23 protein-coding genes and 1 other annotated feature are annotated in these 20,147 nt (G+C 51.2%); of the genes, 11 read left to right on the top strand and 12 right to left on the bottom strand.

Annotated elements, in window-relative coordinates; all coding sequences use genetic code 11:
• Positions 1-80 precede the first annotated feature (80 nt).
• From rpsP to rplS, 4 genes are all read left to right on the top strand, one after another.
• A complete protein-coding gene (rpsP, locus tag JHD74_RS12145; protein ID WP_004932501.1) occupies positions 81-329 on the top strand; it encodes a 30S ribosomal protein S16 in 249 nt (82 codons plus the stop codon).
• An 18-nt stretch (positions 330-347) separates the two neighbouring features.
• Positions 348-896, top strand: a complete 549-nt coding sequence (rimM, locus tag JHD74_RS12150) for a ribosome maturation factor RimM (RefSeq protein WP_021182184.1) — start codon at positions 348-350, stop codon at positions 894-896.
• A 52-nt stretch (positions 897-948) separates the two neighbouring features.
• Positions 949-1,692, top strand: a complete 744-nt coding sequence (trmD, locus tag JHD74_RS12155; protein WP_021182185.1) for a tRNA (guanosine(37)-N1)-methyltransferase TrmD — start codon at positions 949-951, stop codon at positions 1,690-1,692.
• Positions 1,693-1,769: 77 nt separating this feature from the next.
• Positions 1,770-2,126 (top strand): 50S ribosomal protein L19, encoded by a 357-nt coding sequence (gene rplS / locus JHD74_RS12160; protein ID WP_024485183.1) that lies wholly within the window; start codon positions 1,770-1,772, stop codon positions 2,124-2,126.
• A gap of 345 nt (positions 2,127-2,471) precedes the next feature.
• Here the strand turns inward: rplS and JHD74_RS12165 are convergent, their stop codons facing one another.
• Positions 2,472-3,392 (bottom strand): cation diffusion facilitator family transporter, encoded by a 921-nt coding sequence (locus JHD74_RS12165; protein WP_024530733.1) that lies wholly within the window; start codon positions 3,390-3,392, stop codon positions 2,472-2,474.
• Positions 3,393-3,836: 444 nt separating this feature from the next.
• Between JHD74_RS12165 and cybB the strand changes: the two genes are divergently transcribed.
• Both cybB and JHD74_RS12175 read left to right on the top strand, forming a co-directional pair.
• The gene (cybB, locus tag JHD74_RS12170; RefSeq protein ID WP_024530734.1) at positions 3,837-4,370 is read left to right on the top strand and encodes a cytochrome b561; all 534 of its coding nucleotides are present in this window, start codon (positions 3,837-3,839) and stop codon (positions 4,368-4,370) included.
• Between the two features lie 345 nt (positions 4,371-4,715).
• Positions 4,716-5,096, top strand: coding sequence for a VOC family protein (locus JHD74_RS12175; RefSeq protein WP_199062790.1), 381 nt, complete (start codon positions 4,716-4,718; stop codon positions 5,094-5,096).
• On the opposite strand, the gene JHD74_RS12180 is transcribed toward JHD74_RS12175, so the two are convergent.
• The 6 genes from JHD74_RS12180 to JHD74_RS12205 all read right to left on the bottom strand — a co-directional run bounded on the left by JHD74_RS12180 (position 5,093) and on the right by JHD74_RS12205 (position 9,496).
• Positions 5,093-5,740, bottom strand: coding sequence for a helix-turn-helix domain-containing protein (locus JHD74_RS12180; RefSeq protein ID WP_024530736.1), 648 nt, complete (start codon positions 5,738-5,740; stop codon positions 5,093-5,095). The two genes, JHD74_RS12175 and JHD74_RS12180, sit on opposite strands and share 4 nt — an antisense overlap.
• Before the next feature lie 131 nt (positions 5,741-5,871).
• Positions 5,872-6,090, bottom strand: a complete 219-nt coding sequence (locus tag JHD74_RS12185) for an ogr/Delta-like zinc finger family protein (protein ID WP_025120391.1) — start codon at positions 6,088-6,090, stop codon at positions 5,872-5,874.
• Between the two features lie 57 nt (positions 6,091-6,147).
• The gene (locus JHD74_RS12190; protein WP_024530737.1) at positions 6,148-6,702 is read right to left on the bottom strand and encodes a lysozyme; all 555 of its coding nucleotides are present in this window, start codon (positions 6,700-6,702) and stop codon (positions 6,148-6,150) included.
• Entirely contained in the window at positions 6,686-6,904 is a 219-nt protein-coding gene (locus JHD74_RS12195; RefSeq protein ID WP_024530738.1) for a holin, read from the bottom strand. The genes JHD74_RS12190 and JHD74_RS12195 overlap by 17 nt, the downstream gene beginning before the upstream one ends.
• A gap of 277 nt (positions 6,905-7,181) precedes the next feature.
• Positions 7,182-7,946 carry a YdiY family protein gene (locus tag JHD74_RS12200; RefSeq protein ID WP_024530739.1) on the bottom strand — a complete coding sequence of 255 codons (765 nt, stop codon included), beginning with the start codon at positions 7,944-7,946 and terminating at the stop codon, positions 7,182-7,184.
• A gap of 203 nt (positions 7,947-8,149) precedes the next feature.
• Complete coding sequence (locus tag JHD74_RS12205; RefSeq protein ID WP_024530740.1) at positions 8,150-9,496, bottom strand: anaerobic C4-dicarboxylate transporter; 1,347 nt, start codon at positions 9,494-9,496, stop codon at positions 8,150-8,152.
• A 663-nt stretch (positions 9,497-10,159) separates the two neighbouring features.
• Between JHD74_RS12205 and JHD74_RS12210 the strand changes: the two genes are divergently transcribed.
• Together JHD74_RS12210 and tyrA are read left to right on the top strand one after the other, a co-directional pair.
• Positions 10,160-11,233, top strand: coding sequence for a 3-deoxy-7-phosphoheptulonate synthase (locus JHD74_RS12210; RefSeq protein WP_065686941.1), 1,074 nt, complete (start codon positions 10,160-10,162; stop codon positions 11,231-11,233).
• A gap of 6 nt (positions 11,234-11,239) precedes the next feature.
• Entirely contained in the window at positions 11,240-12,361 is a 1,122-nt protein-coding gene (tyrA, locus tag JHD74_RS12215) for a bifunctional chorismate mutase/prephenate dehydrogenase (protein WP_021182195.1), read from the top strand.
• Positions 12,362-12,400: 39 nt separating this feature from the next.
• Here tyrA and pheA read toward each other — a convergent pair whose 3' ends face one another.
• From pheA to bamD, 4 genes are all read right to left on the bottom strand, one after another.
• Complete coding sequence (gene pheA, locus JHD74_RS12220; protein WP_021182196.1) at positions 12,401-13,558, bottom strand: bifunctional chorismate mutase/prephenate dehydratase; 1,158 nt, start codon at positions 13,556-13,558, stop codon at positions 12,401-12,403.
• A gap of 84 nt (positions 13,559-13,642) precedes the next feature.
• Positions 13,643-13,768, bottom strand: a sequence feature (Phe leader region).
• Positions 13,720-13,767, bottom strand: a complete 48-nt coding sequence (gene pheL, locus JHD74_RS12225) for a pheA operon leader peptide PheL (RefSeq protein WP_192958309.1) — start codon at positions 13,765-13,767, stop codon at positions 13,720-13,722. It overlaps the preceding feature by 48 nt.
• Before the next feature lie 124 nt (positions 13,769-13,892).
• Positions 13,893-14,237 carry a ribosome-associated translation inhibitor RaiA gene (gene raiA, locus JHD74_RS12230; RefSeq protein WP_021182197.1) on the bottom strand — a complete coding sequence of 115 codons (345 nt, stop codon included), beginning with the start codon at positions 14,235-14,237 and terminating at the stop codon, positions 13,893-13,895.
• A 312-nt stretch (positions 14,238-14,549) separates the two neighbouring features.
• A complete protein-coding gene (gene bamD / locus JHD74_RS12235; protein WP_024530744.1) occupies positions 14,550-15,281 on the bottom strand; it encodes an outer membrane protein assembly factor BamD in 732 nt (243 codons plus the stop codon).
• 132 nt (positions 15,282-15,413) lie between these two features.
• On the opposite strand from bamD, the gene rluD reads away from it, so the two are divergent.
• The 3 genes from rluD to clpB all read left to right on the top strand — a co-directional run bounded on the left by rluD (position 15,414) and on the right by clpB (position 19,826).
• Entirely contained in the window at positions 15,414-16,391 is a 978-nt protein-coding gene (gene rluD / locus JHD74_RS12240; protein WP_065686938.1) for a 23S rRNA pseudouridine(1911/1915/1917) synthase RluD, read from the top strand.
• Positions 16,391-17,122 carry a purine nucleoside phosphorylase YfiH gene (gene yfiH / locus JHD74_RS12245; protein WP_199062791.1) on the top strand — a complete coding sequence of 244 codons (732 nt, stop codon included), beginning with the start codon at positions 16,391-16,393 and terminating at the stop codon, positions 17,120-17,122. Before rluD ends, yfiH begins: the two co-directional genes overlap by 1 nt.
• Before the next feature lie 130 nt (positions 17,123-17,252).
• Complete coding sequence (gene clpB / locus JHD74_RS12250) at positions 17,253-19,826, top strand: ATP-dependent chaperone ClpB (RefSeq protein WP_021808129.1); 2,574 nt, start codon at positions 17,253-17,255, stop codon at positions 19,824-19,826.
• Positions 19,827-19,863: 37 nt separating this feature from the next.
• Here clpB and JHD74_RS26615 read toward each other — a convergent pair.
• Positions 19,864-20,147 (bottom strand): hypothetical protein (locus JHD74_RS26615; protein WP_233169515.1); only part of this gene is annotated, 284 nt, incomplete at its 5' end.

Raw genomic sequence — 20,147 nt, forward strand, 5'->3', positions numbered from 1 at the left:
AAATTTTCGGGCTTTTTATATTGCAACCGGGCCCCGTCCCTCAATGGGGCCCGGCTGTTTTATTAACTAAAGAGGATGTTATGGTAACAATTCGTTTGGCACGTGGCGGCGCTAAAAAGCGTCCGTTCTATCAAGTAGTAGTGACCGACAGCCGCAATGCTCGTGATGGTCGTTTCATCGAGCGTGTAGGTTTCTTCAACCCAATCGCATCTGGTCAGGCTGAAGCACTGCGTCTGGACCTGGATCGCATTGAGCACTGGGTTGGTCTGGGTGCTACCGTTTCTGATCGCGTTCACGCGCTGATCAAAGACGCTAAGAAAGCAGCTTAATCTGTCGCGGTGGTGGCAATGAGCAAGCAACTCAAACCGGTAGCACCTAAGCAGCCGATTGTACTCGGTAAGATGGGGTCTACTTACGGCATCCGTGGTTGGCTCAGAGTGTTTTCATCCACCGAGAACGCCGAAAGCATATTTGACTATCAGCCCTGGTTAATCCAGCGCTCTGGTCAGTGGCAGTTTGTCGAGTTGGAAGACTGGAAACGCCACAGTCAGGATCTGATCATCAAGGTCAAAGGCATTGACGATCGGGATGCTGCGAATTTACTGACCAATTGCGAAATTGTCGTAGATTCCGAGCAGTTGCCTCCGCTGGAAGGCGATGATTACTACTGGAAAGACCTTATGGGCTGCCAGGTAGTCACCACTTCCGGATACGAGCTGGGTAAAGTCATCGATATGATGGAAACCGGTTCTAACGACGTAATGGTCGTGCGGGCAAACCTGAAAGATGCATTCGGTATGAAGGAGCGGTTGGTCCCGTTTCTTCATGGGCAGGTTATCAAGAAAGTCGATCTCGCCGCCAAGATTATCGAGGCTGAGTGGGATCCTGGTTTTTGACCTCCGGATTTAATGGTCGAAGCAAGTGGAATAACAAAATGGGGATTGGCTGGTGTTCATTGGTATCGTAAGCCTGTTTCCTGAGATGTTTCGCGCAATCACCGATTACGGGGTAACTAGCCGGGCAGTAAAAAATGGCCTGCTGAGCGTGCAGTGTTGGAGTCCGCGTGACTTCACCTACGACCGGCATCGTACCGTGGACGATCGCCCTTATGGCGGCGGCCCGGGAATGCTGATGATGGTGCAACCCTTGCGGGAAGCTATTCATGCAGCAAAAGCAGCGGCAGGCGAGGGAGCAAAGGTGATTTATCTGTCACCTCAGGGGCGCAAGCTGGATCAAACCGGTGTGCGCGAACTGGCGGCTAACCAGAAGATGATCCTGGTATGTGGCCGTTACGAAGGGATAGACGAGCGCGTGATCCAAACCGAAATTGACGAAGAATGGTCAATCGGCGATTACGTTCTCAGCGGCGGTGAACTACCGGCAATGACCCTGATAGACTCGGTCGCCCGCTTTATACCGGGTGTTCTGGGCCATCAGGCTTCGGCAGAAGAAGATTCTTTCGCTGAGGGATTGCTGGACTGCCCGCACTATACCCGCCCGGAGGTGTTAGAAGGGATGGAGGTTCCGCCAGTTCTGCTGTCGGGCAACCATGCCGAGATACGTCGCTGGCGCTTAAAGCAGTCGCTGGGCCGTACCTGGCTTAGAAGACCTGAACTTCTAGAAAGCCTAGCTCTGACTGACGAGCAAGAGGTGTTGCTGGCCGAGTTCCAACGGGAACATCGGGCTAAGTAACAGGACTATGAAGGGAACGTCTGAGCGTTGTCTCGACGAGACCGATATATCAGTTTACCTAGGGTAAGAGACATATTATGAGCAACATTATTAAGCAAATTGAACAAGAGCAGATGAAGCAAGACGTACCTGCATTCCGTCCGGGTGATTCCGTGGAAGTGAAGGTATGGGTCGTTGAAGGTACCAAAAAACGTCTGCAGGCATTCGAGGGCGTGGTTATCGCTATTCGTAACCGCGGTCTGCACTCTGCATTCACTGTTCGTAAGATTTCCAACGGCGAAGGTGTTGAGCGTGTATTCCAGACTCACTCCCCAGTAATCGACAGCATTACTGTTAAACGTCGTGGTGCCGTTCGTCAAGCCAAACTGTACTACCTGCGTGAACGTACTGGTAAGTCTGCTCGTATCAAAGAGCGTCTGAACCGCGTTAACTAACGCTGCATCCAAAAGTTAATAGTTATAAGGGGATTACCGTCATGGTAATCCCCTTTTTTTGTTGGGTGACACGCAGAACGGATGTCGTGATCTCCCAAGAAGGATAACAGTCGGTGTTAACTCCATTATCTGGCGAACTTGATGAGTGCTGGAGATCTGGTGGCAACAAGGCCGTCAGGGCTGGCTCTACTATGCGTACAACAGTAAAACAGTTGACGGCTGGCCTAAATGATCGGTTCACAGAGAACTGAAACTCCTGGCAGATTACTGATCTCGTTAACGTCACTTAATCATCGAGATGATAAGCGACGGCGACAGGGGCAGTTATCGCCGAAAGTACCTCCTCTACTGATTGGAACTATTACAATAGGGATCTACATGAGTCATAACATTTAATACTCTGTGATTCTCTAATACTCTCTTCCTTGCGTTGACAGCAATATCATGCCCCTCTTTAACTGATAAATGACTATCAATATCCAAGTGTACATCAACAATAATCAGGTCACCTACCTTCCTTGTTTTAAAATCATGAACACCCAACACTCCCTCCGTGGCTAATAATGTTGATTTTATTTCTTTCTCAGTATCACTATCGACCGCTTTGTCCATTAAGTCGTGCAGTGAATCTGACATAAATGAATATCCCATTTTGGCAACTATAAGGCCAACTATGAGTGCTGCAACAGGATCGAGGAATTTAAAGCCCAATAAATTACCAATAATCCCCAGAGCAACGACCAACGATGAGGCTGCATCAGAGCGTGCGTGCCAAGCATTAGCAACCAACATGCTTGACTTAACTCGCGTCGCTACGGCTAACATATACCTAAAAAGTAACTCTTTGAAAACTAATGCTATCAAGGCCACCCATAGCGCAATAATATGAACTTGAGGAATAGTATCAGGATTGTGGATTTTGTTGATCGCAGACCATAACATACCAAGGCCTACAATGAACAATAGAGAGCCTAGAATTAATGAAGCTCCATTCTCATACCGAAAGTGGCCATAATTATGATCCTCATCAGGTTCTTTTTTACTTTTATTATTTGCAACGATAACAACAAAATCTGCGATGAGATCTGAGAGTGAATGTATTCCATCCGCAATCAATCCCTGAGAACCGGAGAAGATCCCGGTAATAATCTGCCCCAATGTTAAGAAGCAATTAACAACTACACTTACCCATGTACTTTTTCGTGCAGCATGGAAACGCACATGAGATTCATTATTACTTTCATTAATCATTTTATCGTGTCTCATATCATCTTTCAGTGAATAACTAACAATGTACGGTTATTGAATGACAACTTTTATCTCCTTAAGGTCTTCTTAAGTTATGGCGGCTAGACTAACACCAATCGCAAGGGAGAAATGATGACTTTAAGATATTTAAATATGCCATCTGTCTACACTTGGCAAGAAAATTTTTACTGCTAGCCCTAAATCATGAAGTTGATAACTGATTGACTACTAGCATGTCTGTATCAAGCATAGCATCTTGATAAATAATTTTATTAGCTAACGTTGAGTCAGAGAGTTACCGGTTAGCAGAAGGCGTACGAGTATTAATGAATTGATACCATCAATATTCTACGGTGTTATTTTTTTTGTTTAATTTCAATGGGATGCGGTTGGTTTTATCGTCTAACTCTCAATGTCGATTGGGTTAATGAAAATTCAAACTTTACTTGAATAGGATTAATAATGAAAAAAAAGTTTTCACCTAGCCAGATTTTATTTCATTGGGTTGTTTTTATTCTCATCGTACTCGCTTATGCTACCATGGAGCTAAAAGGAATTGCCCCCAAAGGGAGTAGTGCTCGAGAGTGGATTAAAACCCTTCACTATACATTCGGTTTGAGCGTTATGCTATTGATGTTATTACGTATAATTTTGAAGGTTATGCACAAGGATCCTGAGATTACGCCAACCCCGCCACATTGGCAAATAGCGCTATCCAAGGCAGTACATGGCATTCTCTATCTTATGTTTATCAGCTTACCGCTACTTGGCGTCCTGTCTCTTTATTACGGCAGGGTTGAGTGGTCATTTTTCTCTTACGCTATGCCTGTAAGCAATGACCAGAGTAGTGATATGCAGCATACTTTGAAAGACATCCATGAGTTTATCGCGAATACAGGTTATTTCATCATAGGCCTTCATGCATTTGCTGCAATATTTCATCATTACATTATGCGGGATAATACGTTGATTAGAATGATCCCGTGGAAAAAGTGATGTTATAAACCCGTATTATCTTGCCAGTAAATGTGCGAGTAATGTGTTTTCCAGCAATACTGCTTCGGCTTGACTGATACCCAGTCATGACCTTTCCTTGTCCTTCACTACGGCGGCATCATTGCTGCCGTGGTTTTTCATATAGCGCGTGGTACGCAGTTTGGTGAACATGGCCGTTAGCTCCGCTGTTGGATTTTACGTGGGGCATAACATAAGGCGTGCTGTCTGATGCCTACTTTGACACTAAAGAGTAGCCTTTGAACACTAACTGTCGTATTTATCCAATACGAAGAGGCACTGGTTTTTTTAAACTGCAGCCACTGACCATTGATTGGAGCGCATGCAATGCAATTTGCCTATACGATTTTATATGTTGATAACGTGCAGCAAACGATGGATTTCTATCATCGAGCCTTTGGCTTTGAGATCCATTGTTTGCATGAAAGCGGGGACTGGGGAGAATTGGCTACCGGCGCCACGCGGCTGTCATTTTGCTCAAGAGAGTTGCTGGCAGGGCAGGACAAAAAGAGCGCTAAAAGTGATTATAATCATCCGGTGTTTGAAATTGCCTTCACTACCGACGATGTGCCGAAAGCGCTGAAAACGGCGCTGGATGCCGGTGCGGTGCTGGTCGAAGATATTCAGCACATGCCCTGGGGGCAAACGATATGCTATGTGGCAGATCCAGAGCATAACCTTGTCGAGATCTGTTCTGTAATGGCTTAATCGTAGCCTTCACCAAACGCCTGTTGCCAATGGGGATTGATACGGAATGCGGCAGGCGTGATCCCTAACCAATGCTGGAACTCCCTGTTCATGTGCGATTGGTCACAATAGCCACTGTTCAGCGCGATTTCTGTCAGGGGGACACATTCGCAGGCAGTTAGCACTGATGCAGTTCTTCTCATCCGTAATAGACGAAGCCAGAATAACGGGCTCTTGCCGGTTTTGTTCTTCACCAGCCGTTCCAGAGTACGAACGCTGATCCCCAACTCCTGGCTTGCCTGAGTCAGAGAGTTGGCAAGCCGTAACGACAGCAATGTTTCGGCAAGCTGCGTATCTACACGAACGGTATCGTGAATGATGGACTGTAATGTTGGATGGTCCGGAGTTAATCGGGAAGCGTTGAGGTAATGGAATAACTTGCCCTCATCGATAACACAATCTGGCTGAAACCGGAAACCCTCATAATGGTCCCCTGCAGCGCTTTCCACGCCATAGGCGCAGGTGTCGATCTCAGTGATCTTTATCTCCTGTCGCCCATTCCTGTCAGTCAGGAAAATTAAATCCCGACAGCCATCAGGAACAACAATTTGCCGTGTCGTTTTTGGCGAATGAAAACTCCAGTGTTCCAAGACCAACTGTTGCATTTGATCTCCCTATCATCTCAAAGACCCGGTTCTCCAAAGCTTACCATCTATTCGTCCTGGTTGGATTATCGTTATTCTGGTGGCATTGGTTTGAAACCAAGGGATTACCAGATGGTAACCCCTTTTTTTCATTACATCGCGGCGGCGCGTTGTTTGCCTTCTTGCGGGTGCGGCTGCGCCGGAATGATGTCGCCGGGTGAAACGATGACCCGGGCCACGGATTCATGGGTGGCAAAGGTACAACTGCAGTTAATGTTACGGCATTGGTGATAGCGTTCTTTGGTCGATTCACTCAGATAGCGGCTGGAACGAGTGTGTGCCACGCTACCGCACAGTGGACAATGCATCATAGAGACCCCCTCTTGATAAAACGGTGAAAAACTATTCGTCAGCAATGCTCGAAAAAGTTACTGAGCGAGCTGTTCTTTCCCTGGGAAACTGGTGGTGTTTGGCGTGCTGAGACCTTTGAGGCACAGCTCACGTTCGGCGGCGCGGCGGCGTTCCAGCCCGCGATTTTTGACGCCATTGACATAAATCCAGCGTGGTAACTGATCGCAAGCCTGTTGCCATTGGCCATGGTTAAGGAAATAAACCAGGGTAGAGCGACAGGCGGCCCCCGTACCGACGTTAAAGGCAAACGCCATGACGGCATCATAAGTGGCCTGGGGCATCTGCTGTGGCAGGCATGCCGCCATGCGGCTCTCTACCCGGCGGATATCTTCCAGCAGGTTTTCCGCCGCTTGCACTGGCATGATGGACTTACCTGGAATAACGCCGGCCGTATGGCCGACACCTTGCGTCCAAACCCCTGCTGAGCATTGATACGGGGTTAACTGGCACCCCTCAAAATCGGCAATCAGGTACAGCCCTTGTTCGGAAGTTTTAATTTGATTAGCCTGTGGCAGCAGCATGGCGATCGCCAGAATGGCCAGGGCGCTGCAACGCTTAACGATTGAATTCATCAAAAAGTCTCCGTGCTGCTGCATCGCGCTCGATGCTTTTGAGGATCTCCAGACTCTTGCGTCTGTAGTACCAATTAACCAGGAAGGTGCCGATCCCTACGGCCGCGCCGATCAGAAAGGCCACATCCTGCGGTGAGAGCTTGCCAAGCCAGGCGAGAAACAGCGCTGCGGAGTAGGTAATGAATGAGGTTAATCTCTCCATCCTATTAACCCCACATCTGCTGTCGCAGCGGATTGTTTTGTAGGATAACGCGACGGTCGGCCACGATAAGCGAGTCGATACTGGCCTCATTTGCCGGGTTTATCATGGTTTTTACCTTAGCAACAATTACTGTATATGCATACAGTATTAATCAAAATGCTAAAGTCGTCAAGCAAGGATAGGACTATTTTTAGCAAAATGATCAATGCGGGGGGGCATAAAAAAAGCCCATTAATTATGGGCTTAGAGAAGGACTGCGCGGAGCTGTAAGACGAGATTACAAACCGTACACCAGCGTTACTGAAGTCGTGGTATCGGTATTTTTCGGTGCCGAGGCCGGTGGTTTGGTGTTGTAGACCACCGTGTAGGCCAGCCGCAGGGCGAAGTCGTTATTGATGGAGACGTTTAACGCGGTTTCGGAGTTAACGGTGGTTTCGTCGTTCGCCAAAGCGGACAGGCCTTCGGATAGGCGGGCCGTGTCTGTCAGTCTGTAGGAATAGTTGGCTGCGCCATAGGCCAGGGCGCGAGTGGTGCGGCCACCGCCGTGGTATTCATCATGGCGAACGCCTGGGCCGAATTCGACACGCAGGTCCTGGCGTGGGTCGCTAAAGATCTGGCGCCCGTAACCTCCGGTCAGCGTAGAACGTGAATCGTAACCGTTGTAACGATCGTTCAACCAGCCAACCTGGCCAAACATATAATTACGAGCCGTCAGATTATAACGGGTACGGCCACCGGCCTGGTATTTCTCCGAGGAGCGTACGTTGGAAGAGGTGGTATTGTTCGCCGAGCCCCACAGGCTGTAAGCCGTATCGCTGTTAAACCAGGTCATGGTGGTGTTGGCCAGCAGGTTTGAGTTCTGTGTGTTGCCGGACTGGGCGTTATAGCCAGCTTGAACATTACCATCAAACGGCTTCTTGGCGGTGGCCGGATCGTCCATCGCGGTGAAGAGGGTATTGTCGGCGAACACGGAAACACTGGTGAAGGCGGTCAAGCAGCTAAAAAACAGCGGAATGGCGCGACAAGCGCGTAAAGAGTGCATTTTGGATCCAGTAGTTAAGTGTGATTATAAGTGATTGCGGTCACATTATATCGATTCGCCGAGGGGACAAAAATAGGCCTGGTTAGCTTATGTTTTTAGTTTAAACAGGGGACTTATGCACTTTTCGTCTAGTGATACCGTTGGCTTTTTGCGGCGGTGTTAATAGCGGCAACGGGGATCGCCCGTTGCCGGCAGAAACGCGATTAAAGGAAGGTCATCACCAGCAGATAACCGGTGATGCAGGAGCACAGCACGCCGATCAGGCCAGGGATGATGAAGCTGTGGTTAATGATGAATTTACCGATGCGAGTGGTGCCAGAACGGTCAAAACCGATGCAGGCCAGATCGCTTGGGTAGGTGGGCAACACGAAGTAACCATAGGCCGCCGGGAAGAAGGCCAGCAACATTTTAGGTTCGACACCTAACTGCAAGGCCATTGGTGCAACGGCGGCCAGGGCAGCGGCCTGGCTGTTAACCAGTTTGGAAACCAGGAACAAGACGATGGCGTATGTCCAGGGCTGGCTTTTCACCACGTCTTCCAGCACCACCTTCAACTCTCCCATATGTGCCTGGAAGAAGGTATCACTCATCCATGCCACACCGAATACCGAGAAGATGGCGACCATTCCCGCTTTGAACACGGCACCGTTGGCGATATCGCTAGGTTTGACTTTACAGCCCATCAAGATCACGGCGCCGGCGATCAGCATCATCATCTGGATCACCAGATTCATCGACAGCGGTTTCAATACGCCCTTGGCATCGGCAAAGGAAGGACGCAGATCGGCAAAGGCTCCGAGCATAACCACGATAGCGATAGCGCCGAAGAAGATCAGCGTTGACCAGTATGCCTGTTTGGGAAATGTTTGATTGAGCAGAGTTTCGGTGCCGCCATAGATATAGGTGCGCTGCTCCGGATCTTGGATCCTGGCCTGGAAATCCGCATCCTTATCCAGATCTTTGCCGCGACGCAGGCTCCACAATGCCGCCATCAATACGCCGACCAACGAAGCCGGGATCGAAACGGCCAGGATCTCCAGCAGCGAGTAGGCTTTGCCGATCCCATGACCGGCGGCAATGATCGAAACCAGTGATACCACGGCTACAGAAACCGGGGATGCGGTGATGGCCATCTGTGAGGCGACAGAGGCGACGGCCATAGGGCGTTCAGGGCGGATCCCTTTTTTGATGGCGATATCAGAAATGATCGGGAACATGGTGTAGACCACGTGGCCGGTACCGCACAGGAAGGTCAGCGTCCAGGTGGTAAAAGGGGCGAGTAAGGTGATGTGTTGTGGGTGGCGGCGCAGTAGCCGCTCGGCATATTGCATCATGACATTCAGACCGCCAGCGGTTTGTAACACCGAGGCGCAGCCGATCACCGCCAAAATGGTGAGCATGACATCTACTGGAGGTTTACCTGGTTCTAAACCGAATATAAAACACAGCAGAAATAAGCCAATGCCACTTATTAAGCCTAACCCCATACCGCCAAATCGGGTGCCGACTAATAGGCAGATAATAATAATTGCGAATTGCAATGTGATCATGAGAGTCCCTTGTCAGAAAGAAAAAACTGCTAGCGCTCATCGCTCCTCAATGCAGGCGGTACGGGCTCTGTCTTCGCAGAGTAACCCTAAAGAGGTGTGGGCGATTTATGCCATAGTTATTTATTTGGCGAGGGATAACTGTGAGGTTCCGCAATATTTATTCAATAGAGTGACTATTATTTCTGATATAGATTCAAATGAATAAAGAATGAAAATCAATTGCCAGTTAAATGTATGACAATTGTTTTATAGTTGTTTAATTTGGCAAGGGATAGGGCGGGTTTGCCAAGGAACTTGTTACCTGCGCGGCGTGGCATGCAGCGCTCCTACACGCAGCGTAGGCTGTTTTTTGAGCGCGTGAGGACCAATGAATAACTCATTTTGGTGTTCAATTTTGTTTACATTGCGTAGATTTTAGGGGGGGTTCTGTTGGTGGTTTGTCGTTATGCTCTATTATGGAGTCAATTTAAAATCAAAATAAAACAATGATTTAAATTGAATTTTGTTTGTTGTGGCGGGTGATTCCCTTTCCTGTTTTGGATGGTAATTTTTTATTTACAGCAAATGGATTGAAAACTTTACAAGGAGTGGTTAAGGTAGCACCTGTAACGCTCAATGTTTTCACTACGCTCACGCATAACGGCAAACGACAGGAATAGCATCATGCAAAAAGACGCGCTCAACAACGTACATATCAGTGCAGAACAGGTTCTGATCACCCCGGAAGAGCTGAAGAACCAGTTCCCACTCAGTGCCAACGATGAAACGGAAATCGCTACGGCCCGCCAGACCATTGCCAATATCCTTAAAGGGCAAGATCACCGTCTGCTGGTGGTGTGTGGGCCATGTTCGATCCACGATCCTGATGCCGCGCTAGATTACGCGCGTCGTCTGAAAACCCTGTCGGCTGAATTGAGCGATCAGCTGTATATCGTTATGCGCGTCTATTTTGAAAAGCCAAGAACCACCGTCGGCTGGAAAGGCCTGATCAACGATCCGTATATGGATGGATCCTTCGATGTAGAAGCGGGTTTGCACATTGCGCGTCGCCTGCTGCTGGATCTGGTTGGTATGGGCCTGCCGTTGGCGACCGAAGCGTTGGATCCGAACAGTCCACAATACCTGGGCGATCTGTTCAGCTGGTCGGCGATCGGTGCGCGTACTACAGAATCTCAGACGCACCGCGAAATGGCTTCCGGCCTTTCAATGCCGGTGGGCTTCAAAAATGGTACGGATGGTAGCCTGGGCACGGCCATCAACGCGATGCGCGCAGCTTCTATGGCGCACCGTTTTGTCGGTATCAATCAGGCGGGTCAGGTTTGCCTGCTGCAAACTCAGGGTAACCCAGACGGCCATGTGATCCTGCGCGGTGGTAAAACGCCTAACTACAGTGCTGAGCACGTTGCCGCCTGCGAAAAACAGATGCAGGATGCGGGACTCCATCCGTCCTTGATGATAGATTGCAGCCATGGCAACTCAAATAAAGACTATCGCCGTCAGCCAGCGGTTGCCGAATCCGTAGTTGAGCAGATCAGAGCGGGTAACCGTTCGATCACCGGCATCATGCTGGAAAGCAATCTGCACGAGGGCAGCCAGTCTTCTGAACAGCCGCGTGTGGATATGCGCTACGGCGTATCGGTGACCGATGCCTGCATTAACTGGGAAAGCACGGAGACGCTGCTGCGCCAAATGCATCAGGATCTCGGCGCTGCGCTGATGGCACGCACTGGAGAGTAGTGAGTTATGGTGGCTGAACTGACCGCATTGCGCGATCAAATTGACGAAGTGGATAAAGCGCTGCTGGCTCTGTTGGCGAAACGCCTGGAGCTGGTAGCGGAAGTAGGGGAAGTCAAAAGCCACTACGGTTTACCGGTTTACGTACCTGAGCGTGAGGCGGCAATGCTGGCCTCTCGCCGCCAGGAAGCGGAAAGCCTCGGCGTGCCGCCAGATTTGATCGAAGACGTGCTGCGCCGGGTGATGCGCGAATCCTACACCAGTGAGAACGATAAAGGCTTCAAAACGCTGTGCCCACAGCTGCGTCCTATCGTCATTATTGGCGGTAATGGCCAGATGGGCCGCCTGTTTAACCGGCTGCTGACGCTGTCGGGTTATCAGGTCAAGGTATTGGATCAAGAGGATTGGCCGCAGGCGGATAGCCTGCTGGCGGATGCCGGTATGGTGATTGTCAGCGTACCGATCCATATCACCGAGCAGGTGATCGCCCAACTGCCGCCGCTGCCGCAGGACTGTATTCTGGTCGATCTGGCTTCGGTGAAGAACCGGCCATTACAAGCGATGCTGGCCGTACATGGCGGCCCGGTACTGGGGTTGCACCCAATGTTTGGCCCGGATGTTGGCAGCGTGGCCAAACAGGTGGTGGTGTACTGCGATGGCCGTCAGCCGGAGGCCTACCAGTGGCTGCTGGAGCAGTTGCAGGTTTGGGGCGCGCGTTTGCATCGTATCAGCGCCGTCGAACACGATCAGAACATGGCCTTTATCCAGGCGCTGCGCCACTTTGCTACTTTTGCTTACGGCCTGCATCTGGCCGAAGAGAACGTACAGCTGGAACAGTTGCTGGCGCTCTCTTCGCCGATCTATCGGCTGGAGCTGGCGATGGTGGGGCGGCTATTTGCTCAGGATCCGCAGCTGTACGCCGATATCATCATGTCTTCGGAAGACAATATTCATCTGATCAAACGCTACTATCAGCGCTTTGGTGAGGCGATCAAGCTGCTTGAGCAGGGCGACAAACAAGCCTTTATTCAAAGCTTCCAGAAGGTGGAGCACTGGTTTGGTGATTATGCCCAGCGCTTCCTGGTTGAGAGCCGTTCCTTGCTGCGCCAGGCGAACGATAGCCGTCAATAGATGAAAAAGGGTTCGGCATAGCCGAACCCTTTTTGCGACTTAAGACGGATTGACCGGCACCACGTTTTCGCTTGGATAGCAGCCCAGCACTTTCAGCGAGCGGGTAATCGGTGTCAGCCCTTTCAACGCCTTCTCCATCGCGACAGAACGCAGGTTAGCCTGCACATCAATGTAAAACATCTCTTCCCATGGGTTACCGTTGATCGGGCGTGATTCCAGCTTGGTCATGATGATGCCATTGTCACGTAGCACCAACAGGGCTTCCACCAGAGCACCGGATTGTTGACCGGTGGCCATGATCAGCGTGGTTTTGGCAGGAACCTGCTCGGAAACCTCAATTGCCTTACGCGCCAGAATAATGAAGCGAGTGATGTTCTGCTGCTGATTAGCCAGGTTATGTTCCAGCACTTGCAGATTATACAGCGCCCCCCCGGCCTCGCTGCCTAACGCCGCAGCTTTTGGCGAGTTCAGCTTGGCGACCTTCTCCATCGCGGCGGCGGTGCTTTCGCAATACTCAATCTTCCAGTGGGGATAGCGGTTCAAATACTGGCTGCACTGCTGGAAAGGTTGCGGGTGGCTATAAACGGTTTCGATCTGCTGCAGATCGGTGTCGCTGGCTACCAGCACGCAGTGATCGATCGGCAAGGTTAGTTCACCCACGATCGACAGGCTGGTATGTTGCAGCAGGTCGTACACATCGTTGATAGAACCGGAGCTAGTGTTCTCGATCGGCAAAATGGCGTAATCCGCCTGGCCGGTTTCCACCTGGGTAAAGATGTCCTGGAATTTCTGACAGCCGCATTCGATGAGCTGATCGAAATGGCGAGCGGCGTACTGGCGTGCGGCCAGATGTGAGTAAGAGCCTTTTGGCCCCAGGAAGGCAATGCGCGCGGAATGTTGGCTAGTCTGGTTAAGCTGGTGCTGCAACAGAGCCTGCTGAGTCAGCACAGAGTCTTCGATAATCAGCTGGAACAGGCGGGTGACGTAAAAACCATCGAGGTCATAAGGTTTGGCCGCGCTGATCAAGGCGTCCAACAGATCGCGCTCACGCTCTTTATCGCGGATCGGGCGGTGCGAATGCAGTTTGGTTTTGCCCACCTCCACCGCCAGTTCACGGCGCTCTGCCAGCAGGGCCAGCAATTTCATATCCAGTGCGCTGATGCGTTCGCGCAGCACGAGTAATGGGTTATCAGTCATAATCAGCTTTGCCTTGTATTCTTATGTTCCCGTCGTCTTGCAAGCCGCAGCTTGAAGCCCAGCGGGGCGGGTTATCAAATAGCCATAAAAAAAGCCCCCTGTTTGAGGAGGCTTGGTTGTTCGTCTTCGCATTCTTTCTCACACGACGAAACGCCTCCCAATCAGGGGAAGGTAAAAAAGAATGCGAAGAAAAACGGTTTACGGCTCATGGCGTTCCAAAATGTGTGTAAATCAGGGTGTAAAGTAACCGCTGGCTTTTCATTGTGTCAATAGAAACCGGCAGACAAAAAACGCGCCCTCGGGCGCGTTTGATGTGAAACAATCACTTGCAGAGTTATTCCTCTTCTTCCTGCGTGATTACCGGAGCCAGGTCTTTCACGCTGGCATAAGCGCGGCGTGCCTCGCTCTTGTGTTGTACCTTGTTCAACTGACGCTCAAGTTTGGCAATCAGGTCATTAACGGCGGTATACATGTCTTCATGTTTGGCGCTGGCAACCAGCGGACCGTTAGGCGTGGTAATGGTGGCGTCGACGGCAAACCCTTTAGGTTCTTTAGATAAGACAATGTGTGGGTTGATCAGCTGCGCCTGCCACTTTTCCAGTTTACTGAGACGGTCTTCGACATGATTACGGATTGCGGGGGTGATATCCATTTGTTTGCTGGTAATGTTGAGTGTCATATAACTTACCTCTCTGTCTTTCCGTCTTGGATAGATTCAGCATACCGCTCTTTTTGCCGAAATGCGTGATGTAAAACACAAATTTTTGTCACTTTTTGCAAAGTTAGTTCAATCTGTGATTTAGCGTCTGAAACCGCCATCTAACGCTTGAGTCTTGGCAGCAGAACGCGCATTATCGATAGGTTAACCGGTGGTAAAGCCTTGCTAACACCGTGTTTTTGCTTGTGTATTTATCCTGAAAATGGCTGAATTTACAGCAAATGAAAACGGCAGCCGAAGCTGCCGTTTTGTTTTTGTGCAAATCTCAAATACTTAAGACGCGTTGGCGGCGATGATTTTTGCTACCTTGTCGGCTTGAGCATTCAATTGCAACTGGCGATAGGCGTTTTCCATCAGCGGCAGCGCATCGCGGGTCGCTTTGGTGTCCGGGAATTCACGCATCATCTGCTCAACACGATTAACTACCGCGACGTAAGCGCCACGTTTAGTGTAGTATTCCGCCACTGAGAGCTCGTACTTGGATAGACGGTCCTTCAGGAATACCAGACGCTTGTAGGCATCGGTCGCGTATTGGCTGTTCGGATACTGCTGGATCAGCTGGCTGAAGTCGCGGAATGCGGCGCGGGCATGCTGTGGATCGCGGTCAGAACGGTCAACCCCGAAGAAGCCTTGCAGCGCACTGTCATCCAACGCCATATCCGTCAGACCGCGCATGTACATGACGTAGTCAATGTTCGGATGCGTTGGGTTCAGACGCATAAAGCGATCGATAGAGGCCTGTGCCAAAGGTAAATCGGCAGATTTATAGTAGGCATAGATCAGATCCAATTGGACCTGCTGAGAGTACGGCCCGAATGGATAGCGGTTATCTAACGCTTCGAGTTGCGTAATCGCGCCCTTAAAGTTACCGTCCTGCAGTTTTTGCTGGGCAGTAGCATAGATTTCCGAAGGCGGGTTGTCGGGAACCGCATCCTTGGATGTGGAGCAACCTGCCAGCGCCAGGCTCAACGTGGCTGCCGCCACCAGATATTTCATACGCGTCATGACGTTTAGATTATCCTCAGGGTGTTATTCCGGGAGACTGTCCGTTAAGCTCCCGACAAAAGACCAGTTACAATAGCACATTATATTAAACGGCATCGCCGTGAAAACCCAACGTTAACGAAGAAGCTGCATATGGCACAACAAGTACAACTCACCGCAACGGTGGCCGAAACTCAACTCGGACAACGTTTAGATCAGGCTTTGGCCGAATTGTTCCCTGATTATTCAAGATCTCGCATAAAAGAATGGATCCTGGAAGACAGGGTACAGGTCAATGGCAAAACGATAAACAAGCCGAAAGAGAAGGTACTGGGGGGAGAGACGGTCGCCATTGATGCACAGATTGAAGAGGAGGCCCGTTGGGAACCGCAAGACATCCCGCTGGATATCGTCTATGAAGACGCCGATATTCTGGTGATCAACAAGCCTCGCGGTCTGGTGGTGCACCCAGGTGCGGGTAACCCGGATGGGACGGTGCTTAATGCATTGTTACATTATTTCCCGGAGATTGCCGACGTACCGCGTGCCGGTATCGTTCACCGCCTGGACAAAGATACCACCGGCCTGATGGTGGTTGCCAAGACCGTTCCGGCGCAAACCCGTCTGGTAGAGGCATTGCAGGAGCGTGAGATCACCCGTGAATATGAAGCGGTGGCGATCGGCACCATGACCGCGGGTGGCACGGTGGAGCAACCTATTGCCCGCCACTCCACCAAACGTACTCACATGGCCGTTCACCCAATGGGCAAACCTGCGGTGACTCATTACCGCATTATGGAACATTTCCGCGCCCATACCCGTTTGCGTTTGCGCCTTGAAACCGGCCGTACGCACCAGATCCGTGTGCATATGGCGTATATCGACCATCCGCTGGTGGGCGATCAACTCTACGGTGGCCGTCCACGTCCGCCAAAAGGGGCATCAGAGGCCTTCATCAACACGTTGCGCGGCTTTGACCGTCAGGCGCTGCACGCAACCATGTTGCGCCTGTATCATCCGATCAGCGGTATCCAGATGGAATGGCATGCGCCAATCCCACAGGATATGGTCGATCTGATCAACGCGCTGAAGCTCGATACCGAAGAATTCAAAGATCAGATGGATTGGTAATGAGTTCGCTGACTGTACCCGATTGGCCGCTGCCTGCAGGGGTAACAGCCTGCAGCTCCACTCGTCATGGCGGTGTCAGCCTTCCTCCCTATGACTCGTTGAACCTGGGTGAGCATGTCGGGGATGATGCGCAAGTCGTGGCGCGTAACCGCCAATGCCTGGTAACGGCGGCTGGCTTGCCGCAGATGCCGCTGTGGCTGGAGCAGGTACATGGTACTCGTGTGCTGACGCTGGATGGTCAAACGCCTGAAGATTTGCGCGCCGATGCGGTTTACAGCAATGTGGCCGGGTTGGTCTGCGCGGTGATGACGGCGGATTGCCTGCCGGTACTGTTTGCTTCACAAGCGGGTGATGAAGTTGCCGCCGCACATGCCGGTTGGCGTGGCTTATGTCATGGCGTGCTGGAAAATACCGTGGCGCGCTTTGCTGCCGCACCAGAAAACATCACTGCCTGGCTCGGGCCGGCTATCGGCCCAACCCGGTTCGAAGTTGGGGGCGAAGTGCGTGCAGCATTTATGGATATTGATAGCGCCGCCGCTGCCGCTTTTACTCCCCATGGTGAAAAATTCCTCGCAGACCTCTATCTTTTGGCTCGCCAGCGCCTTCAACGTGCTGGTATTTTCGCCATTTATGGCGGTAATCGTTGCACAATGAACGAAATGAGTCATTTTTTCTCCTATCGGCGCGACGGAACAACCGGACGTATGGCAAGTTTGATCTGGGTGAGATAACCTACTGCCCTAGGACGATCCACTGATGCATGACGTTGTACTCATAATATAGTGTCGAGATAACCTTGAAAATTTGAGGGATGACCTCATTTAATCTCCAGTAGCAATTTTGACCTACATTGGAGGTGTTATGCGTCTGGATCGTCTTACTAACAAATTCCAGCTTGCCCTCGCCGATGCCCAATCTTTGGCCCTTGGGCGCGACAATCAATTTATTGAACCGTTACATCTGATGAGCGCCCTGCTCAATCAGGATGGGGGCACGGTTCGCCCATTACTGACTTCTGCCGGGATTGATGCTGCGCGAGTGCGTACCGACATCGATCAGGCATTGTCTCGTCTGCCACAGGTTGAAGGTACCGGTGGGGATGTTCAACCCTCACATGAACTGGTACGCGTCCTCAACCTTTGCGACAAGCTGGCGCAAAAGCGGGCAGACAAGTTTATTTCATCCGAGCTGTTTGTGCTGGCGGTGCTTGAAGATCGCGGTAATTTGACCGATCTGCTGAAAGCGGCCGGTGCCACAGCGGACAAAATAGCCAAAGCCATTGAGCAAATGCGGGGAGGAGACAGCGTGGATGACCAAGGTGCTGAAGATCAGCGTCAGGCTCTGAAAAAATACACTATCGATCTCACTGAGCGTGCAGAACAGGGCAAGCTTGATCCGGTGATTGGCCGTGATGAAGAGATCCGCCGCACCATTCAGGTGCTGCAACGCCGTACCAAAAACAACCCGGTACTGATTGGTGAGCCTGGTGTCGGTAAAACCGCCATCGTTGAAGGCTTGGCTCAGCGTATTATCAACGGTGAAGTTCCCGAAGGGCTGAAGCATAAACGCGTGCTTTCCCTGGATATGGGCGCGTTGATTGCCGGGGCGAAATACCGGGGCGAATTTGAAGAACGTCTGAAGGCGGTGCTGAGCGATCTTTCCAAACAGGAAGGCAGCGTCATCCTGTTCATCGATGAGCTGCATACCATGGTGGGTGCCGGTAAAGCCGATGGCGCGATGGATGCTGGCAACATGCTCAAACCCGCGCTTGCCCGTGGGGAACTGCACTGCGTAGGGGCGACCACGCTAAACGAGTATCGCCAATATATAGAGAAGGATGCTGCGCTGGAGCGCCGCTTCCAGAAAGTCTATGTCGCGGAACCGAGCGTGGAAGACACCATCGCCATCCTGCGTGGCCTGAAAGAACGCTATGAGCTGCATCACCACGTGCAGATCACGGACCCGGCGATCGTAGCGGCGGCAACGCTGTCGCACCGCTATGTTTCCGACCGTCAGTTGCCGGATAAGGCCATCGACCTGATCGATGAGGCCGCCTCCAGCATTCGTATGCAGATGGACTCTAAACCGGAATCGCTCGATCGCCTGGAGCGCCGCATCATCCAGTTGAAACTGGAAGAGCAGGCACTGAACAAGGAATCGGATGACGCCAGCAAGAAACGCCTGGAAATGCTGAGTAGCGAGCTGGAGCAGAAAGAGCGCGAATACTCAGAGCTGGAAGAAGAGTGGAAAGCGGAAAAGGCTTCGCTGTCTGGTACCCAGAATATCAAGGCGGAACTGGAACAGGCCAAGATCACGCTGGAGCAGGCGCGCCGCGTAGGTGACCTTGGGCGCATGTCTGAACTGCAGTATGGCAAAATCCCTGAGCTGGAAAAACAGCTTGAGGCGGCTACGCAGGCAGAAGGCAAGACCATGAAGCTGCTACGTAACCGCGTTACCGACGCCGAAATCGCTGAAGTATTGGCGAAAGCGACCGGTATCCCGGTGGCCAGAATGCTGGAAGGTGAGCGCGACAAACTGCTGCGTCTTGAGCAGGAGCTGCACTCACGGGTGATTGGCCAGGATGAAGCGGTGAACGCGGTGTCCAATGCTATTCGCCGTAGCCGTGCCGGTCTTTCCGATCCTAACCGGCCGATCGGTTCATTCCTGTTCCTGGGGCCTACCGGGGTGGGTAAAACCGAACTGTGTAAGGCGTTGGCTGGGTTTCTGTTCGACAGTGATGACGCGATGGTGCGTATCGACATGTCCGAGTTTATGGAGAAACACTCCGTATCGCGGCTGGTGGGTGCACCTCCGGGTTATGTCGGTTATGAAGAGGGCGGTTATCTGACAGAAGCGGTGCGCCGTCGTCCGTATTCCGTGATCCTGCTGGATGAAGTGGAAAAAGCGCACCCAGACGTGTTCAACATCCTGTTGCAGGTGTTGGATGACGGACGTCTGACAGACGGACAAGGTCGTACCGTTGATTTCCGTAATACCGTGGTGATCATGACCTCTAACCTGGGTTCCGATCTGATCCAGGAGCATTTCGGTCAGATGAGCTATCCACAGATGAAGGAATCGGTCATGGAGATGGTGAGTCAACATTTCCGTCCGGAATTCATCAACCGTATCGACGAAGTGGTGGTGTTCCATCCGCTCGGCCAGAAACATATCGCGCAGATTGCCAAGATCCAGTTGGCACGTCTGTACCAGCGTCTGGAAGAGCGCGGCTACGAAGTCAGCATCACGGAACCGGCTTTGGAGCTGTTGGGCAAAACGGGTTACGACCCTGTGTATGGTGCGCGGCCGTTGAAACGCGCTATCCAGCAGGAAATCGAAAACCCGCTGGCACAGCAAATCTTGTCTGGCAAGTTGATCCCAGGCAAACCGGTGACGCTGGACGTGGAAAACGACCATATCGTTGCCAAGCAATAAAAGTAGCTGTTGGTAGCTATATAGAAGGGGGCGGTTTTTACCGCCCCCTTTTCTTTGGCTTTAGCCTGGTTGACGGGTTTTCTTCGAGCAAAACTCTTAAAACCTTCCTTTTTTGCTCAATAAATACCCATAAGTGACGTTTTGGCTGGTTTTTTGAACGCTTGAAAAGTTTTTTGAATTTAGGGGTTGCGCCCTTCTGAGAACTCCCTATAATGCGCCTCCACTGACCGGGAACAACGACGAAGCAGTCGCCCAGCCAGGAAGAAGCAACCCGGTGAAAACACCGCGTCTCGTAAGAGAAAAAGGTTGACTCTTCAGCGG

The sequence above is a fragment of the Serratia sp. ASV30 genome, from assembly GCF_016428815.1.
Lineage (GTDB): Bacteria > Pseudomonadota > Gammaproteobacteria > Enterobacterales > Enterobacteriaceae > Chania > Chania fonticola_C.

What these genes read in the sequence shown, in the direction of transcription:
- JHD74_RS12180 (WP_024530736.1), bottom strand. Translation starts at nt 5,740, where the DNA reads ATGCAACAGTTGGTCTTGGAACACTGGAGTTTTCATTCGCCAAAAACG.
- JHD74_RS12165 (WP_024530733.1), bottom strand. Translation starts at nt 3,392, where the DNA reads ATGAGACACGATAAAATGATTAATGAAAGTAATAATGAATCTCATGTG.
- tyrA (WP_021182195.1), top strand. Translation starts at nt 11,240, where the DNA reads ATGGTGGCTGAACTGACCGCATTGCGCGATCAAATTGACGAAGTGGAT.
- rimM (WP_021182184.1), top strand. Translation starts at nt 348, where the DNA reads ATGAGCAAGCAACTCAAACCGGTAGCACCTAAGCAGCCGATTGTACTC.
- JHD74_RS12200 (WP_024530739.1), bottom strand. Translation starts at nt 7,946, where the DNA reads ATGCACTCTTTACGCGCTTGTCGCGCCATTCCGCTGTTTTTTAGCTGC.
- JHD74_RS12190 (WP_024530737.1), bottom strand. Translation starts at nt 6,702, where the DNA reads ATGAATTCAATCGTTAAGCGTTGCAGCGCCCTGGCCATTCTGGCGATC.
- JHD74_RS12195 (WP_024530738.1), bottom strand. Translation starts at nt 6,904, where the DNA reads ATGGAGAGATTAACCTCATTCATTACCTACTCCGCAGCGCTGTTTCTC.
- JHD74_RS12185 (WP_025120391.1), bottom strand. Translation starts at nt 6,090, where the DNA reads ATGATGCATTGTCCACTGTGCGGTAGCGTGGCACACACTCGTTCCAGC.
- JHD74_RS12205 (WP_024530740.1), bottom strand. Translation starts at nt 9,496, where the DNA reads ATGATCACATTGCAATTCGCAATTATTATTATCTGCCTATTAGTCGGC.
- yfiH (WP_199062791.1), top strand. Translation starts at nt 16,391, where the DNA reads ATGAGTTCGCTGACTGTACCCGATTGGCCGCTGCCTGCAGGGGTAACA.
- rpsP (WP_004932501.1), top strand. Translation starts at nt 81, where the DNA reads ATGGTAACAATTCGTTTGGCACGTGGCGGCGCTAAAAAGCGTCCGTTC.
- clpB (WP_021808129.1), top strand. Translation starts at nt 17,253, where the DNA reads ATGCGTCTGGATCGTCTTACTAACAAATTCCAGCTTGCCCTCGCCGAT.
- JHD74_RS12175 (WP_199062790.1), top strand. Translation starts at nt 4,716, where the DNA reads ATGCAATTTGCCTATACGATTTTATATGTTGATAACGTGCAGCAAACG.
- rplS (WP_024485183.1), top strand. Translation starts at nt 1,770, where the DNA reads ATGAGCAACATTATTAAGCAAATTGAACAAGAGCAGATGAAGCAAGAC.
- raiA (WP_021182197.1), bottom strand. Translation starts at nt 14,237, where the DNA reads ATGACACTCAACATTACCAGCAAACAAATGGATATCACCCCCGCAATC.
- JHD74_RS12210 (WP_065686941.1), top strand. Translation starts at nt 10,160, where the DNA reads ATGCAAAAAGACGCGCTCAACAACGTACATATCAGTGCAGAACAGGTT.
- cybB (WP_024530734.1), top strand. Translation starts at nt 3,837, where the DNA reads ATGAAAAAAAAGTTTTCACCTAGCCAGATTTTATTTCATTGGGTTGTT.
- rluD (WP_065686938.1), top strand. Translation starts at nt 15,414, where the DNA reads ATGGCACAACAAGTACAACTCACCGCAACGGTGGCCGAAACTCAACTC.
- bamD (WP_024530744.1), bottom strand. Translation starts at nt 15,281, where the DNA reads ATGACGCGTATGAAATATCTGGTGGCGGCAGCCACGTTGAGCCTGGCG.
- pheA (WP_021182196.1), bottom strand. Translation starts at nt 13,558, where the DNA reads ATGACTGATAACCCATTACTCGTGCTGCGCGAACGCATCAGCGCACTG.